Origin of the sequence: Cylindrospermopsis curvispora GIHE-G1 (assembly GCF_014489415.1) — a bacterium.
Lineage (GTDB): Bacteria > Cyanobacteriota > Cyanobacteriia > Cyanobacteriales > Nostocaceae > Raphidiopsis > Raphidiopsis curvispora_A.
Map to the genome: position 1 here is coordinate 2,978,768 of NZ_CP060822.1, position 16,983 is coordinate 2,995,750.

Here is a 16,983-nt window from a genome sequence, read left to right on the forward strand (position 1 = left end):
GAGGAATTTCTTAATTATGATGACGGGACAGATAATTTCTATGAACAGATATACAAACTATGACAAATTTGTATGAACAAGATTTTGCTCTCTGGTCAGAAAAGATGGCTGATCTAATTGCTAACGGGCGTTTTGATGAGCTAGATATTATAAACTTAGTGGAAGAAATTAGGGACTTGTCGAAACGAGAACGAGATCGGTTATTAAGTAGTATGGGACTAATATTGCATCACTTACTCAAGTGGGACTATCAACTTCTTTTGCTCAAGATTGTTTTTGATATTCTACTGCTATTTGACCAAAGATGTGCGATCGCACTCTCAAATTATATAATCCATAAATGCGATCGCTTATTGTTCCTGTTTGTGCTGAGTGGGTGAGTGGAATTAAATATAAGATTTTATATTTTCACCAAGAGAGGTGAGAGTTGGTTTTTAAAAATATCCATGGTCTTATTTAGGAGTATATAAAAACCACAGGCGATCGCGAAGCACTCCCTATGGGCGATCGCTCCTCTCTTCAATCTAGACTCCAGTTAGTTAGATACAGATAATTCAAGTTGTAAAGATTGCTGAGTTCCCGTTGTCTCAACCAAGCTTTTCATTTTGTTCACCTTTTTGGATCCTATTAAATTAAGGTAATAAGATTTATCTTCAATGACATTTTGAATCTCATTTTTACGGTATAATGCTACAAATAGTGCAGCTGCTCTTGCTTGACAATTCAGGGATTTTTTTGGATTAAAAGCGATATCAGAGAAACCTTCATAATGCAATAATTCATTTGCAAGTGATTTGTTTTGATGTAATGCTTTTAAATACAACCAATCATAGAATGCTGTTACTGGCTTTGAAGGAAAGTCCTCTTCAAAAAATTTATATCCTACAAAGTCACCAGAATTATGTATTCTTTCATCTTTTTTTGCTTCTCTACTGGAAACATGATAGAGGTCTAAAAAAGGACCACCCTTGGTGAAAAATTTACTTCCCTGATATGCGCACTCAACTGAAAGAGTATACTGATCCTTTGAAAACTTCAGGTTAAACGCACTCAAGTTAATACCTAAAGACTTTAAAGACTTTGAAGATATTTCCAAAACTGGATATATGTTACACTTAGCTGCCGCATCGTGAAGTGAAGTGATTGACCTTTGATATTGTACTTTTGCAAAGCCAGGGTGCCACTCAAATTCTATCAACTTTTCTTCTACAAAAGGAAAAGTTTCAGGACTAGGAATAAAAATAGGACGCTTAGCCATGTTCAACCTTCTTGTTTGAATTGTCTTAAATTTATCATACATCAGTCTTCTTAGCTTGCCAAATTTTATAATCATTTCTAGGTTTAAAATAATACAGATTGACAGAAAATCTTTGTGGATAATTACTAGTATCTAAATTATCCCATTGTTTCATATCTTGTACACTATTAAAACAAACTTCGTCAATGAAGCATGGATCAATTTTATCAAAAACAAGAACTTCCGCTTGAGGGTTAGTTGTAAAGTTATTTAGAATGTTTAAACTATTCCGTTCAATCCCTTCATAATCTTCAAACATTTCGATCAATGCTGAAGTTTCAGATCTGCTTCCCATTAAATCGGCAACTCTTGCATTGTTTGATGCTGCATTTTCCCTATAAAATTTACAGTTCAATTCCCATAATACTGAACGATTTAAAAGTAAAACGACCCATTTACTATCACTAGATTTTTGTCTATATTTGAAAAACATTCTATAATTAGGAAAACTAATACTTAAACAAATTGCTTCTCTTTGAAAATCTATCCGGCGGTCATCATTATATATAAAGTTAAAACCCATTTCGTCGAGTTGCGATCTTCCAATAAGACCAAACTCTAGAATGTTTTCTAAATTTTCAAGACGAGTAAAATGAACTAGACTTTCGATTCCAATTCTATTGCATATATTCCTAATTTCATTTCTGCGCTGTTCATTTTGTTGATGTAATTTTTTACGTTCTTCTTCTTGTTCCCGTTGAATCCGTAACTGTCCCAATTTTTCATCTCCAAAAACCTCCTTAGTTACACACTCAAGCCAACTAGGTTTTGAAGAATTTATATCTTTCCAAATTTCTTCCACTCTACAACTTAACTCATGTATGTAGTTTTCTGAAATATCTCTTCCACTTAACCAAAACCTACTAACTTGCTCACCCTTTTCAGTTAGTTCAATTTCATACCATAAAGTAACAGTTTTATAACCTTTACCGTTGTCTAAAAATTGAGCTAACTCAGGATCTATTGTCCTAATTTTTGTAATATGAAAGAAAATTTTTCCATCAACATTTGAAAAGTACGACCTATAAATCCAAATCCTTTATCACTGTTGTAGTATTTGACAGTACCAAACTCTATTGTCATAAAATTAATTCCGTAAATTCGTCTTAAATTTTAACCAGATGTCTTCGATTTATTCCGATTATAATATGGATACTTAAATTGAACCACGATAAGTAAATATTTCTGCAGCAATTCATTAGTTAATACACAAAAATTAACATAAATTTATGATCAATACATTTCATTTAAGTAGGCTAAATCTATGATAATGTAGGGGGGTAAATTATTACGTGCACTAAAATGTCCCCCCGGGAGAAAGGTTTTTAAAAACCCTCCTCCTGGTAGGGTCAGCTGTCAACATTACAGTATCACTGGGCGATCGCTCTCAAGATAGTTAGATATAGTACTCTTATCAAAGGTGAAAATGTCAACATCTCATCATATCTTCCATCCAATGAACATAACTGATTTGTTGACACATACAAGCTTGAAGATAGCGGAACTTATCTAACATTTTTTCACCCCATTCATTAGGAACGGATACAAGTTCTAAAATTAGATAAGCGATGAGACTGGCATAAATTTGTATGCCAATACCATTAACGTTTTTCGTAATTAATTTATCCAATTTTAGGTGCATTTTTAAAAACTTCCATAACAGTTCAACTCCCCACTGTAAACGATAAATATCTCTGATTTCATCTGTTCAAAACTGGATAATCATTTTTTGGTAACGGTCTGAGAATGTCCTTGACAATCTTGGGGAATGAATTTATGATCATTATCAAATCAATATTTTGATGTGGGTTGCCCAAATTTTAATATATTTTGGGCAATTTTTATCACAAATTTCTTAACATTCAACACTTCTGGATCAATTGGTCTACTTTTTATCAAAATTGGTTGATTTGTATGAGTACCAAAAAGAAAAAGATGATTCTATTAATCAATTTGCCACAATATGCAATAATTACTTGAATGAAAAACAGATTGTTTATGATGAAGCTAATGTAGATATATCAATTCAAAATACCGCAAATGATAGTACCATTGATTTTAGAAACTTATCATCTGGTGAGAAACAGATAATATCACTTTTTTCAAAAATATATCTAGAACCTCATGAGGATTTTATTGTCTTATTTGATGAACCGGAATTATCACTTTCTATTGAATGGCAAAGAGGGGGTTTTGGGGATTTACAGAATGATCTCATCGCGCAAGTATTACTCTAATGTCAGAGCTATTTATTTTGTAGATAGAGACTTTGATGAATCAATTAATCAAGGTGGTGCAAGTGCAATATATGAAACTCCATGCCACTCAGTTGAAAATTTTTATACTTCAGTTCAATGCTTTTCCAGAATTATCCGAGACGAATTTCAACTACAAGGGTTAGATGAAAACTTCAACCGCTGTATTGACTTATATACCAAACTACAGAAAGAATTTCACAACGCGGTGGAGCTATTAAATGTGTGGATAGCCTGTCATACAGACAAATCCAGTAAACTAAATCTTTCAAAACATAAACTTTCAGAGTTTGTTAGTATTGATCTAGATCAAGTTATAGCCCAATATACCCTTAGTGACCTTCGTGATAAGTTTCCTGATGTGCCAATAATCCTAGAGAGTGACTGTGTATTGGTTTAAGTCTTGACCTTCATAAGAAGGAATAAATATTACGAGGGAGAGAAAGAAAATTTATTGACCTTTGCAATAGAAAAAATCTGATTTATACACATATAAAATACCTCCAGGAGGCGAAAACCCCCACCATATATAGGAAAATCCCTAATTGGCAAAATTATTAAAAATTTTGTAAAAACCCCTTTACAAAACTAAACATTTGTCTTAATATAAGTTCATAAGGTAGAAACACCTACCTGAACATACATAAACCTCCGGTTAAACCGCATTTATAAAAACATGACCACTGCCATTCAACAGCGCCAAAGCGCCAACGTATGGGATCGTTTTTGTGAATTCATCACCAGCACCAACAACCGCCTCTATATTGGCTGGTTCGGCGTGCTAATGATCCCCACCCTTCTCGCAGCTACCACTTGCTTCATCATCGCTTTTATTGCTGCTCCCCCCGTAGACATCGACGGTATCCGTGAACCCGTAGCTGGTTCCTTAATGTACGGTAACAACATCATCTCCGGTGCTGTAGTTCCCTCCTCCAACGCTATTGGTTTGCACTTCTACCCCATTTGGGAAGCTGCATCCTTAGATGAATGGTTATACAACGGTGGTCCTTACCAACTAGTAATTTTCCACTTCTTGATTGGTGTAGCCTGCTACCTAGGTCGTGAATGGGAATTATCCTTCCGTTTAGGCATGCGTCCTTGGATTTGCGTAGCATTCTCCGCTCCTTTGGCAGCTGCTACCGCAGTATTTTTAATCTACCCCATCGGACAAGGTTCATTCTCTGATGGTATGCCTTTAGGTATCTCTGGAACCTTCAACTTCATGATTGTGTTCCAAGCAGAGCATAACATCCTCATGCACCCCTTCCACATGTTAGGAGTAGCAGGTGTATTCGGTGGTAGCTTGTTCAGCGCTATGCACGGTTCCTTGGTAACATCTTCCTTAGTAAGAGAAACAACTGAAACCGAGTCTCAGAACTATGGTTACAAGTTCGGACAGGAGGAAGAAACCTACAACATCGTAGCAGCACACGGTTACTTTGGTCGCTTGATATTCCAATATGCTTCATTCAACAACAGCCGTTCACTACACTTCTTCTTGGCAGCATGGCCAGTAGTAGGAATATGGTTTACAGCACTGGGTGTAAGCACCATGGCATTCAACCTGAATGGATTCAACTTCAACCAATCCATCATTGATTCTCAAGGTCGTGTAATAGGTACATGGGCTGACGTAATCAACCGCGCTAACCTAGGTATGGAAGTAATGCACGAGCGTAACGCCCACAACTTCCCCTTAGACCTAGCTGCTGGTGAAGTAGCTCCTGTAGCATTGACTGCTCCTGCAATCAACGGTTAATAACCAATACTGGTAAATGAAAAGCTCCTCACCTGGTGGGGGCTTTTTTTATGGAAACAGGCAATTAAGTTTTACTTACCCAAAGAACTACAACCATCCTATTGGCCAGAGGGTGAAACAGACTCAGGAATAGGCAAAACTTTAAGTGAGTGGTCTGGCCAATCTCCAAGACCTCTTGTAATCTTTTTAGATGAAATAGATTCCCTAACAGATGAAGCTTTAATCTTTATTTTAAGACAATTACGTTCAGGTTTTCCCCGTCGTCCCCGGGCGTTTCCCCATTCGGTGGGCTTGATTGGTATGCGGGATGTGCGGGACTATAAGGTTAAATCCGGTGGAAGTGAAAGACTTAATACTTCCAGTCCTTTCAATATCAAGGCTGAGTCTTTAACCCTCAGTAATTTTACTTTATCAGAAGTAGAAGAACTTTACTTACAACATACACAAGCTACGGGACAGGTGTTTACTCCGGAAGCCATCCATCAGGCATTTTATTTAACTGATGGACAACCGTGGTTAGTTAACGCCCTAGCTCGTCAAGCTACTCAGGTTTTAGTGAAAGACATTACCCAACCCATTACTGGTGAAGTGATTAACCAGGCTAAGGAAATTCTGATTCGACGCCAGGATACCCATTTAGATAGCTTGGCAGAAAGATTACGGGAAGAGAGGGTCAGGGACATTATTCAACCTATGTTAGCTGGTGAAGACTTAGCTGATACGCCAGAAGATAACTTACGATACGTGTTAGATCTGGGTTTATGCCGTCGCGATCGCGGGGGTGGACTGGAAATTGCTAACCCTATTTATCGAGAGATTTTACCTAAAGCTTTAGCCTCCGTGGCGATCGCCTCTTTAACTTCGGTGGAACCCAACTGGTTAAACCCTGATGGCACACTCAACCCTCAAATCCTATTAGACTCTTTTTTGGAATTTTGGCGACAACATGGGGAACCACTGCTCAAAAGTGCGCCCTACCATGAGATTGCTCCTCACTTGGTGTTAATGGCATTTTGCATCGGGTAGTGATAGTGGTGGTACGTTAGAGCGAGAATATGCCATTGGTTCTGGGAGGATGGATATTTGTTTGCGCTATGGCAAAGTGGTGATGGGCATAGAGTTAAAGGTGCGGAAAGAAAAGTTAGATCCGCTAACCCAGGGTTTGATCCAATTGGATAAATATCTGGATGGTTTAGGATTGGATACAGGTTGGTTAGTGATTTTCGATCGCCGTGCGGGGTTACCACCCATGGGAGAGAGAATTAGTACGGAGCAAGCTATTAGTCCAGGGGGACGCACTATTACCATTATTCGCAGTTAGGGCGATTGCGAAGCACTCCCTATGGGAGATCGCGAAGCACTCCCTAGGGGAGATCGCCAGAGGACTCGTAGGTTGGGTTGAGCAACGAAACCCAACAAACCCACGGGATATAAACACTCCCCATGGCAGCAATTACCCGTTATTGTTTGAATTAACTCCTACCTGGAGACTGTCCGTGGGGGAGACCGGGAATCAATTCCCGGTCTCAAAGCTCAAGTCGGTTAAAACCAACTAGTTTTGTTATGTTGTATATTTTATTAATAAAATATAACTTATACTGTATTAAAATACGCTTAAAAATGTCTATATACCCGCGCGCCGATTTTTTTCAATATGGGGGGTTGATTATTTACCTTTGGATGTGATACTTTGATAATGGAAATCTGTGCAATTTTTTTAAAAATGCCACTACTCCATTTTTACACTACCATACTACCATATTTCCAGCCCTTAAATCATAAAAAAACTTATCTTGCTTGCCGCGAAACATAATTTTTTCTTATTGTTTATCAGGCGATTGCGAAGCACTCCCTAGGGGAGATCGCCAGAGGACTCGTAGGTTGGGTTGAGCAACGAAACCCAACAAACCCACGGGATATAAACACTCCCCATGGCAGCAATTACCCGTTATTGTTTGAATTAACTCCTACCTGGAGACTGTCCGTGGGGGAGACCGGGAATCAATTCCCGGTCTCAAAGCTCAAGTCGGTTAAAACCAACTAGTTTTGTTATGTTATATGTTTTATTGAAAAAATATAACTTATACTGTATTAAAATACGCTTAAAAATATCTATATACCCGTGCGCCGATTTTTTTCAATATGGGGGGTTGATTATTTACCTTTGGATGTGATACTTTGATAATGGAAATCTGTGCAATTTTTTTAAAAATGCCACTACTCCATTTTTACACTACCATACTACCATATTTCCAGCCCTTAAATCATAAAAAAACTTATCTTGCTTGCCGCGAAACATAATTTTTTCTTATTGTTTATCAGGCGATTGCGAAGCACTCCCTAGGGGAGATCGCCAGAGGACTCGTAGGTTGGGTTGAGCAACGAAACCCAACAAACCCACGGGATATAAACACTCCCCATGGCAGCAATTACCCGTTATTGTTTGAATTAACTCCTACCTGGAGACTGTCCGTGGGGGAGACCGGGAATCAATTCCCGGTCTCAAAGCTCAAGTCGGTTAAAACCAACTAGTTTTGTCATGTTGTATATTTTATTAATAAAATATAACTTATACTGCATTAGAATACGCTTAAAAATGTCTATATACCCGCGCGCCGATTTTTTTTCAATATGGGGGGTTGATTATTTACCTTTGGATGTGATACTTTGATAATGGAAATCTGTGCAATTTTTTTAAAAATGCCACTACTCCATTCTTACACTACCATACTACCATATTTCCAGCCCTTAAATCATAAAAAAACTTATCTTGCTTGCCGCGAAACATAATTTTTTCTTATTGTTTATCAGGCGATTGCGAAGCACTCCCTATGGGAGATTGCTAGAGGACTTGTAGGTTGGGTTGAGCAACGAAACCCAACAAACCCACGGGATATAAACACTCCCCATGGCAGCAATTACCCGTTATTGTTTGAATTAACTCCTACCTGGAGACTGTCCGTGGGGGAGACCGGGAATCAATTCCCGGTCTCAAAGCTCAAGTCGGTTAAAACCGACTAGTTTTGTTATATTGTATGTTTTATTGATAAAATACAACTTATACTGTATTGGAATACGCTTAAAAATATCTATGTACCCGCGCGCCGATTTTTTTTCAATATGGGGGGTTGATTATTTACCTTTGGATGTGATACCTTGATAATGGAAATCTGTACTCTCAACTATCAGGGAGGGAAATTACTGAGATAAAAAATCAAAGTTAGCATAAAAATAAACATAGAGAGTGAAAAAAGCATTCGAGAAGAGGATCGCAGTTTAGGTAACAAGCTCCTGGGTGTCCCAATACATATCTGGTGCGTAGGGCGATCGCATGAGTGACAAACAAAGACATATTATAGAAAGGATGGTGAGTTTATTCAAAAAATTCCTCATCTATTTTCTTGATATAGAGTGTTTCTTCTATTCGACATCCCACATTAAAGCTAATCATCAGCTTGGCTAATTGATTTCCATCAATAAGGACTATTCTTTTACTTAAAAACTCTATAGTTTCTTTTGCAGAGGAAGAAAAGCTAGACGTGGTAACAAAAAGTCCCTTATTAGCTTTGTGTCGGTCAAGACTACCAAAAAAATCACGAATAGCCCCGGATCCAATACTATTACCGGGGCTATATCGTTTTGCCTGAATATATACCCGATCCAAGCCTAGCGCATCCTGGTCTATTACACCATCAATTCCATCATCTCCACTTTTTCCCAGTGCACGTCCAGAATTTTGTACTGAACCTCCATATCCCATACTCATAAGTAGATTAATAATGAGGCGCTCAAAAAAATCCGGAGGTGCTGCGAGAATAGGATCCAATAATTCCTGGATTAAAGCAGATTGAATTTGCTTATGAGCAGATGCTATTAATTCATGAGGTGTCTGTGTTACATCATTAGTTAGAATTATAGATGATTCTTCATCTTCAGTTACTTTTTTAAATTGTCTGAAATCCTCAAATTCCATCAGATAAGCACTGTTAATTTCAGATGGGTTTGATTCTAATACATCCTTGCCCAGCTGTGTAATCGAAAAGTATCCCCGTTTAGTATATTCTATTAGTTTAGCTTTTTTGAGATAGGTTTTTGCCCATCCTACTCGATTAGCAAGAACCGTCTGCTTTCCAGATGGAACCAGTTCGCTAATATCCTCCTGGGAAAGTCCCAATGATTTTGCAAGCAATGAGATAACAGCTGAAAATTTTACTTCACCTTGAGCTGCAGTTTTAAGGACTGGTAACATGAGGGATTGAAAATTTGGAACTGGCATATCCTTATCAGTATATTCTATCGCTGGTCTCCCCACTTAGTATGTGGGGTTTGTTTTTCAATTAGGCGACCCTGTTAGTCCAAAAAACTTAGGGGATGCGATCGCAAAAGCGCTACCTAGAAAGCTATCCGAACTACTGTCCTCAGATATCCAATGGATGTCTAATTTCTAAAGAACAGACTGAATATAAGAGCGATCGCAAAAGCGCTACCTAGAAAGCTATCCGAACTACTGTCCTCAGATATCCAATAAGGATGTCTAATTTCTAAAGAACAGACTGAATATAAGAGCGATCGCAAAAGCGCTACCTAGAAAGCTATCCGAACTACTGTCCTCAGATATCCAATGGATGTCTAATTTCTAAAGAACAGACTGAATATAAGAGCGATCGCAAAAGCGCTACCTAGAAAGCTATCCGAACTACTGTCCTCAGATATCCAATGGATGTCTAATTTCTAAAGAACAGACTGAATATAAGAGCGATCGCAAAAGCGCTACCTAGAAAGCTATCCGAACTACTGTCCTCAGATATCCAATAAGGATGTCTAATTTCTAAAGAACAGACTGAATATAAGAGCGATCGCAAAAGCGCTACCTAGAAAGCTATCCGAACTACTGTCCTCAGATATCCAATAAGGATGTCTAATTTCTAAAGAACAGACTGAATATAAGAGCGATCGCCCATCCGAGAAAAACTACTGTTATGAAATCAGTATTACCTATATCTCTAACTCATGAGAAGACCCCCGAGTTAGGTCGTTTCTATTGATTCCACTTCCGAGAGGGAAGCGCACCCCAGTGTTTAACGAAAAACCAACTTTAGACAAATCTTTGTTTCCATTGATTCCACTTCCCAGAGGGAAGCGCACTCGCCTTTTACGATGGCTCAGATAACCTTGCCTGGTTAGTTTCCATTAATTCCACTTCCCAGAGGGAAGCGCACTCGACGAATGGTGGAACGAGTTTTTTGAAGACCAAGAAGTTTCCATTAATTCCACTTCCCAGAGGGAAGCGCACTGGAACCGCGTTAAACGCAAAGACCCAAATCCGCGAGTTTCCATTAATTCCACTTCCCAGAGGGAAGCGCACAAGACAAGCAAGAGATTATTTTCCGCGAAACGGGCGTTTCCATTAATTCCACTTCCCAGAGGGAAGCGCACGAAGCAATGCAGTTATGCACAATAAACAACATCAGTGAGTTTCCATTAATTCCACTTCCCAGAGGGAAGCGCACCACCAGAGTTGGGTTGCAGAGACTGGGAACCCAAACGTTTCCATTAATTCCACTTCCCAGAGGGAAGCGCACCCGCATAGACTACATCCCAACGGTGGATGAGATTGAGGTTTCCATTAATTCCACTTCCCAGAGGGAAGCGCACGTAAGATATTGCAATATTTCCGCAAACAGCCACCCCATGTTTCCATTAATTCCACTTCCCAGAGGGAAGCGCACATAAATACGAAACCTGGACGCCCCAGGAAGTAGTACATTGTTTCCATTAATTCCACTTCCCAGAGGGAAGCGCACCAGTGCTAGAGCCTCCAACTATCTTGAATAAATCTGCTGTTTCCATTAATTCCACTTCCCAGAGGGAAGCGCACATGATGATATTCCATTAGCGATTCAGCTGTATTAGGTTTCCATTAATTCCACTTCCCAGAGGGAAGCGCACCGTGCGAGGGTGTAATCAGTGGTATAAAAATGTTAGATTGTTTCCATTAATTCCACTTCCCAGAGGGAAGCGCACTTAACAATCCATCATCAATCATCCTCTGTCTTAGTGTTTCCATTAATTCCACTTCCCAGAGGGAAGCGCACGACTTGATTGACCTTCAGTACCTCGACCATCTAAGTATGTTTCCATTAATTCCACTTCCCAGAGGGAAGCGCACAATATCATTAGATGATTTCTTGGTTTTTTCTTCCATTGGTTTCCATTAATTCCACTTCCCAGAGGGAAGCGCACGCATCCAACTCCTGTATCTCTGTGGCATCTCCATTAACTCTGTTTCCATTAATTCCACTTCCCAGAGGGAAGCGCACTTATAATAAGGATGGGTTTTATAAACCCACAAAATTTGTTTCCATTAATTCCACTTCCCAGAGGGAAGCGCACTTGTTGTCAATATCTAGGGCAACTAGCAATGAAGTGATATGTTTCCATTAATTCCACTTCCCAGAGGGAAGCGCACATGAAGAGGCCATTCAAGATGCCGAAGCCTACATAGGCATGTTTCCATTAATTCCACTTCCCAGAGGGAAGCGCACCCCTCTATTTTAAGCCCTTGCCCTGACTGGTGTCCAGACCCACTTTGCGAAGGTCAGCAAAATTTCTCTGTTTTTCACCTCCACCACCCTGAAAATAATGGCTGAAACCCTTACACCACAAGGGTGCGAGGTTCCCGACGAAATAATAGGCATTCCAGCGTTTTTTCCTGACCTTCGCATCTCTTTCGTTAATCACTTAATTTACTGTCTTTAATATCACTTTTACTTTTCATAAATACTGGACTAATTATCTCATCTTAATAATGAGAAAATCCCTTAAATTCCCAATCTATAATAACTTTACACCAAAAAACTAATAATTTACATATAATATAAATATTGTAATATTTATTTATTCGCCACCTGTAGAGAAAATCTTAACTATAAAACTTTTGGAACTAATTCTACTTCCCAGAGAGAATCAGCACTAATCATATATGATAAACTTATGACTGTTTATTATTATCTTCCTCCAATATAGATAACAGATAGTTATTTACTAATTGGGATAAGCCTATGTGATCTCCCCCCACTAACTATATGGAGTTTATTTTTTCTTCAGTGATATAAAAGTTATAATCACAACTTACAAGGTGCGATCGCCTGTCTGATAAAACTGAAAAACACAATTTTTCCCGTTTTGCATCTACCCCAGGGTAGATTGTTAGCAAGAGTAATAAAAGCCAGCTCCCTATGGGAGTGCTTCGCGATCGCCCATCTGAGAAAAACTACGGTTATCAAATCAGTTTGCTAATATTCCAGGTTGAGTTTCCGAAAGGAAACTCAACATGAGATATAAATGCGATTGCCAAGCACCCACTACACAAGATGACTCTGATATATCTCTAACTCATGGGAAGACCCACGAGTTAAGTAGAAAACTAATTAATCACAATATGTCTTACCAGAATACTCATCACTTCCCCAGAATTACCAGTTGGCGTCAGATCACTCCAATCAGTCGCATTGGCATAACCAAGCACGTGTAGATAGTGAATCGTACTAATTACCGTCTTTTTCGACCCGATCAACAGATGTTTTAGTGGTTCCCGGTGACCACCTGCTGAAACTACTCTAGAGTTAACCACTCCAGTGTCATCCACATTGCTGATAAAATTTCTAGTCTGTGCCATAATCTATTTGCCTCCATGTTGGGGTGTAAGGTGATCAGGACTTTCCTCCAAGAAATGTAGATCACCTTACTTTTTTCTAATTATAAAACTATTTGAACAGACATGCAATAGGTTTACAGAAAATAACTAATAATTTTTGTAAAATCTTTCGACTTGTCAAGCATAAATGCAAAATGCAAGAATCTCGCACTCACTCAGTTGCAGTAAAAGTAATGCGATTCCAAGGTACTCGCCCTAGGAGAGCGCTCGATTTACTTGTAATCTAGTCACCCAACAAAACCCTAATAGCTCTTAAAGCTTGGCTACGTTTCCCATTACTAACTTTAGCAAACCAATAATGAGATTCTTCATAACTCATAGCTTGTATTCCCTGAGCAATATTACTTATTCTTTCTACTTTTGAAAGGGGTTGTATAGTCTGAAATAATAAAGCTAGGTTCACTCCCGTTTCCTCGTTTAATACATAATGAGCTTGCCTATTATGCGTTAAAGTCTTTGGATCGTAGTTATTCGCTTTCAAACAATCATAAACCATCTCCCGAACCTGTACTAATATACTACTTTTTAACCTGCCAATTCGTTTAGCAGCAGGACGTTTCTTTTCTCCTGCTTTTTTATAGGCACATTGATATAACTCAACAGCAAAGTTATTATTATCCGTGGGCACTATTCGCAACTGAAATTCCTGCATGTGAAAACTCTTAATAGGTAACTTTGGCAACTAAGTTCAAATTGTCTACTGGATTCCGTTCCAGCGCTTTTTTAAGATCTCTTATTTCTCCCCCTTCTACCATAATTGGTGACAAAAATTTAAACTCCAATTTCAATAGTAGATCTGCTTTCACCTGGGGATTATTTAAAAAACTATTAAGCACTCCCTGAAAAACTTTAAATCCTTTCTCTGGTCCTTGGTACTCCAATCTCAAAAACTGCTCCTCTAAGCTAATTGTGGCTATATGGTTGATATACATAGGTAATTTGGCTACTAGGGGAATAGCTGTAAATAACTTCCTATAGTCCATGGGTTCTGTCACAGAAATTTCTATTTCCTGAATTCCCGCTGGTTTATTGTCCTTAATAAAATCACTCAGTTTCACAAAGCTACTATTTACCGTTCCTGCATAGCTAAATATTAATGGTTTGACCGCAAAAATACTTCCTGATTCTGCTGCACTAAATCCTCCAACTGTAGTCTTTCTCGTGCTATCACCATACCTCTCACCTTCATTACCACCCCTCCCTATAAACGCTGTGGTTTCCTTCTCCAAAATTTCCCCATTCCCATAATCCACAACTATTTTAAAAATTGTGGTTTCCCCAATCTCAGTGCTATATTCATCCCGGGGTCGAAACTCCTTATCAATAATCTTTCCATTTTCATACATTTGTACCTTCAACCCTCCCGATGCTCTCCACCCCACTCGAACAGGTTTTTTCATATCCTTACTAAACATCACCTGCGCACTTATTTCAATCTCTCTTGGTTTTGGCAGTTCCAAAATCCCCGGACGATACAACTCCACTCCCTCCGAAAACTCTATAGAATCAGGAACTTTCAAGTTTTCAGCTTTAATAAACACCTTCTCTCCAATTTTCATATCCCAGGAACCATCCAAAATCCCATTGCGAATGGTTTCCCTCAACTTACTTATTTCTCCGTCTAAAAACATCTTCAAACTCACATCCTTGAAAAACGCTTCTTTCATTTCCTTAGTTTTCCAATGATCAATCCCCGCTGGCCACACTTTTTGTACTATATAACTAGGTGCATAAGCAGCTGCATCCTCCATTCTAATCTTTCCACAATCTCTTAATTTCTTCAGCAACACTTCCTGCTGCTTCTTTTTAGCATCACCTGAATCCTGCGCAGGCAAAGTATAGTGCATTAATCCCTTTGGTGCTTTCACCCGATCGCTCTCAGGGTAAAATAGGTGACGGTAGGTATTGCCAATTGACACCCTTACATTTAACTTAAAATTGCCTTCCCTTTCCTTGAGCTTTTTCCGTTGACCCTCGGATAAATCCTGTAACTTATCAGCAGACCTCATTATATTTTCTATAGCAATATATTCCCTCATGTTATCCAAACTACGTTCTAACTCCTGCTTATTAGCCACCAGGAACAATAATCGATTTTTATAAATCCGGAATTTTCCCGATTCTCCCGTGTTTTCAAAAACTCTTTCCACTAAAGTGGGCGCAACTTGGGTAGTATCAGAAATAGTTGCTTCATCAAAATCTATTACACATAAAGCTATAGAATCCGCCACATCATCCACATCACTGGGATTCACCGGACCAGAAACCAGTTTAAAACAATGATCTGCAAAAATTGTATCCCGTTCCCTTCTTAAACGTTCCTTCGTTTCTGTAGTAGTTACTTGCTCCTTTTCTTGAGCAATCACCTTATTGAGTGATGGTTCTTCTTTAAACCTAGCAGTAGATGTAAATTGGTCATAATCTAAATACCAAGCAACCTCTCCTAATCTCTCTAAAACCGTTTCTACAAAACCAATATCCATACCAGGTGTGAGCAAACATAAATTCAGTTCCGAAACCCGAATACCTGCTGCAGTCCCTTGGTTGATAGAATTAAGAAAAATAGTTCTGGTAACCCAGCTAGTAAAAGGTGGTTTGTCTGCTGCACTCCATTCCTTATCCTGTATTTGACTATGTGCTTCCCGACCATCTGGATTGTAAATATCTGCTTGGATAGGTATTCGCATCAGTGGTCTATCCAAACGAGAAGTTAAATCACTGGTGATTTCTTCCTCCATACCCAGGGGAATATGATGGGGATGGATCATAGGAATCCAAAAAGGTGAATTTTCACCCATTATAGCTGAATTCTCAGCTAAATCTTCCAATTCTTGCCAAAGATAGCGAATAACTATAGCCAATAACCGTAATGCTCCCCTCGTGCGCTGGAAATTAGGAATGGATGCTATCTTCTTAGTCAGTAGATTAAATAGTTCAGGATGAAATGGATAGCTCTGTTCAATACTTTCAGCATAACTACTATCCTTACATCCACTAGGTAGATCTAATCGACTGTTCTTATAAACTTGCATATATTCCCTCCCAGCATCCCTTGCCGCATTAGAACATATACTACTAAACATTCTTTGCTTAACTATATTATATATCTCCACATCCGTACTAGGTTTGATAATTCTTTCCTGTCTAGCAGAAATAGAAAGAGCTTCCCTCACCTCCCTCGTTTCCTCTCCAAAACTGTCATTAGCGGAAGCCAGAGTATATACCAACACGATATTATTAGTAGAAGCAGCTAAATCCATCATCGCAAACAAAAAAGCTACAACCTGTTTAGCCAAATCACTCTCACCTACAGTTATTGCTTTTGCCCTTCTCAAATACATTGCTATTTCATCCAGAATAATCACCGTAGGAGCATCCTGAATAATTCTTCTCAACACATCCGTTCCAGGACTAACTCTTAGTTCATCCGCACCCTTGAGCAAGCTATAACCTTCTACTCCCCCCAATTGGTAAGCAATTTCTCCCCACAGAGTATAAGTCCTAATTCCCGTATCCCCATGAAACACCCCATCCGCAGGTTCTAAGTCTTGACAGGCAATAGCCCCAGCCTTAACCGCATAACTTGGTATAATTTCAATATTATCAGTAAATCTTTCTATACCGGGAATCTTTCTACCATGTTTAGCAATGTGCCATAAAGCTATTTCATCATGGGTTTTACCACCACCAAAGCTAGTCTCTAATCGAATGATAGGTGAACCTACCATAGTTCCACTGAGTCTACCAAATACTTCAGTAATTAAATTTTTTAAGCCATCCGTAGCAAAAGTATTTTCAAAAAAGGTTTTCGGGTCATTATATACTTTAGGTGCTGTACCTTTTACTACCGATTCCAACTTAGCAGCGAATAGATCTAACGACAGTTCCCCTGCTAAAATTTCCTCCCGAGGAGCGCAGGTTTTAAATATGGTACTTAACATAGATAACCTCTTAG

General features: G+C 38.8%; 13 protein-coding genes, 2 pseudogenes and 1 CRISPR repeat array. Of the genes and pseudogenes, 5 read left to right on the top strand and 10 right to left on the bottom strand.

The annotated features are described in order from the left end of the window. Positions 1-59 precede the first annotated feature (59 nt). Positions 60-380 (top strand): DUF29 domain-containing protein, encoded by a 321-nt coding sequence (locus IAR63_RS18490; RefSeq protein WP_082604668.1) that lies wholly within the window; start codon positions 60-62, stop codon positions 378-380. 155 nt (positions 381-535) lie between these two features. On the opposite strand, the gene IAR63_RS13275 is transcribed toward IAR63_RS18490, so the two are convergent. From IAR63_RS13275 to IAR63_RS13285, 4 genes and pseudogenes are all read right to left on the bottom strand, one after another. Beyond that, entirely contained in the window at positions 536-1,258 is a 723-nt protein-coding gene (locus tag IAR63_RS13275) for a DarT1-associated NADAR antitoxin family protein (RefSeq protein WP_187705590.1), read from the bottom strand. 34 nt (positions 1,259-1,292) lie between these two features. After that, complete coding sequence (locus IAR63_RS13280; RefSeq protein WP_187705591.1) at positions 1,293-2,099, bottom strand: DarT ssDNA thymidine ADP-ribosyltransferase family protein; 807 nt, start codon at positions 2,097-2,099, stop codon at positions 1,293-1,295. 158 nt (positions 2,100-2,257) lie between these two features. Further along, positions 2,258-2,380 (bottom strand): hypothetical protein, encoded by a 123-nt coding sequence (locus tag IAR63_RS18655; RefSeq protein WP_268905661.1) that lies wholly within the window; start codon positions 2,378-2,380, stop codon positions 2,258-2,260. Positions 2,381-2,726: 346 nt separating this feature from the next. Beyond that, positions 2,727-3,002 (bottom strand): annotated as a pseudogene (locus IAR63_RS13285) (transposase); the annotation flags it as partial. A gap of 196 nt (positions 3,003-3,198) precedes the next feature. On the opposite strand from IAR63_RS13285, the gene IAR63_RS13290 reads away from it, so the two are divergent. From IAR63_RS13290 to IAR63_RS18495, 4 genes and pseudogenes are all read left to right on the top strand, one after another. Next, positions 3,199-3,534, top strand: coding sequence for an ATP-binding protein (locus IAR63_RS13290; protein ID WP_187705592.1), 336 nt, complete (start codon positions 3,199-3,201; stop codon positions 3,532-3,534). After that, entirely contained in the window at positions 3,446-3,952 is a 507-nt protein-coding gene (locus IAR63_RS13295) for a DUF4435 domain-containing protein (protein ID WP_187705593.1), read from the top strand. Before IAR63_RS13290 ends, IAR63_RS13295 begins: the two co-directional genes overlap by 89 nt. 276 nt (positions 3,953-4,228) lie before the next feature. Then, positions 4,229-5,311, top strand: coding sequence for a photosystem II q(b) protein (gene psbA / locus IAR63_RS13300; protein ID WP_006277031.1), 1,083 nt, complete (start codon positions 4,229-4,231; stop codon positions 5,309-5,311). A gap of 6 nt (positions 5,312-5,317) precedes the next feature. Next, positions 5,318-6,632: pseudogene (locus IAR63_RS18495) on the top strand (ATP-binding protein). A 2,052-nt stretch (positions 6,633-8,684) separates the two neighbouring features. Here the strand turns inward: IAR63_RS18495 and IAR63_RS13310 are convergent. The 6 genes from IAR63_RS13310 to IAR63_RS13335 all read right to left on the bottom strand — a co-directional run bounded on the left by IAR63_RS13310 (position 8,685) and on the right by IAR63_RS13335 (position 16,969). Beyond that, positions 8,685-9,587, bottom strand: a complete 903-nt coding sequence (locus tag IAR63_RS13310; protein WP_187705594.1) for a restriction endonuclease — start codon at positions 9,585-9,587, stop codon at positions 8,685-8,687. A 758-nt stretch (positions 9,588-10,345) separates the two neighbouring features. Further along, positions 10,346-11,856: a CRISPR direct-repeat array (repeat unit 36 nt; unit sequence GTTTCCATTAATTCCACTTCCCAGAGGGAAGCGCAC). Between the two features lie 4 nt (positions 11,857-11,860). Next, the gene (locus IAR63_RS13315; protein ID WP_187705595.1) at positions 11,861-12,052 is read right to left on the bottom strand and encodes a hypothetical protein; all 192 of its coding nucleotides are present in this window, start codon (positions 12,050-12,052) and stop codon (positions 11,861-11,863) included. A 383-nt stretch (positions 12,053-12,435) separates the two neighbouring features. Beyond that, positions 12,436-12,597, bottom strand: coding sequence for a hypothetical protein (locus tag IAR63_RS13320; protein ID WP_187705596.1), 162 nt, complete (start codon positions 12,595-12,597; stop codon positions 12,436-12,438). 140 nt (positions 12,598-12,737) lie between these two features. After that, positions 12,738-12,989 (bottom strand): hypothetical protein, encoded by a 252-nt coding sequence (locus IAR63_RS13325; RefSeq protein WP_057177701.1) that lies wholly within the window; start codon positions 12,987-12,989, stop codon positions 12,738-12,740. Positions 12,990-13,251: 262 nt separating this feature from the next. Further along, complete coding sequence (locus tag IAR63_RS13330; RefSeq protein ID WP_057176928.1) at positions 13,252-13,680, bottom strand: DUF7680 family protein; 429 nt, start codon at positions 13,678-13,680, stop codon at positions 13,252-13,254. Positions 13,681-13,690: 10 nt separating this feature from the next. After that, positions 13,691-16,969, bottom strand: a complete 3,279-nt coding sequence (locus IAR63_RS13335) for an ATP-binding protein (protein ID WP_187705597.1) — start codon at positions 16,967-16,969, stop codon at positions 13,691-13,693. Positions 16,970-16,983 lie beyond the last annotated feature (14 nt).

Coding starts and splice junctions, on each gene's coding strand:
- IAR63_RS18490 (WP_082604668.1), top strand. CDS start 60: ATGACAAATTTGTATGAACAAGATTTTGCTCTCTGGTCAGAAAAGATG.
- IAR63_RS13275 (WP_187705590.1), bottom strand. CDS start 1,258: ATGGCTAAGCGTCCTATTTTTATTCCTAGTCCTGAAACTTTTCCTTTT.
- IAR63_RS18655 (WP_268905661.1), bottom strand. CDS start 2,380: ATGACAATAGAGTTTGGTACTGTCAAATACTACAACAGTGATAAAGGA.
- IAR63_RS13295 (WP_187705593.1), top strand. CDS start 3,446: ATGAACCGGAATTATCACTTTCTATTGAATGGCAAAGAGGGGGTTTTG.
- psbA (WP_006277031.1), top strand. CDS start 4,229: ATGACCACTGCCATTCAACAGCGCCAAAGCGCCAACGTATGGGATCGT.
- IAR63_RS13310 (WP_187705594.1), bottom strand. CDS start 9,587: ATGCCAGTTCCAAATTTTCAATCCCTCATGTTACCAGTCCTTAAAACT.
- IAR63_RS13325 (WP_057177701.1), bottom strand. CDS start 12,989: ATGGCACAGACTAGAAATTTTATCAGCAATGTGGATGACACTGGAGTG.
- IAR63_RS13330 (WP_057176928.1), bottom strand. CDS start 13,680: ATGCAGGAATTTCAGTTGCGAATAGTGCCCACGGATAATAATAACTTT.
- IAR63_RS13335 (WP_187705597.1), bottom strand. CDS start 16,969: ATGTTAAGTACCATATTTAAAACCTGCGCTCCTCGGGAGGAAATTTTA.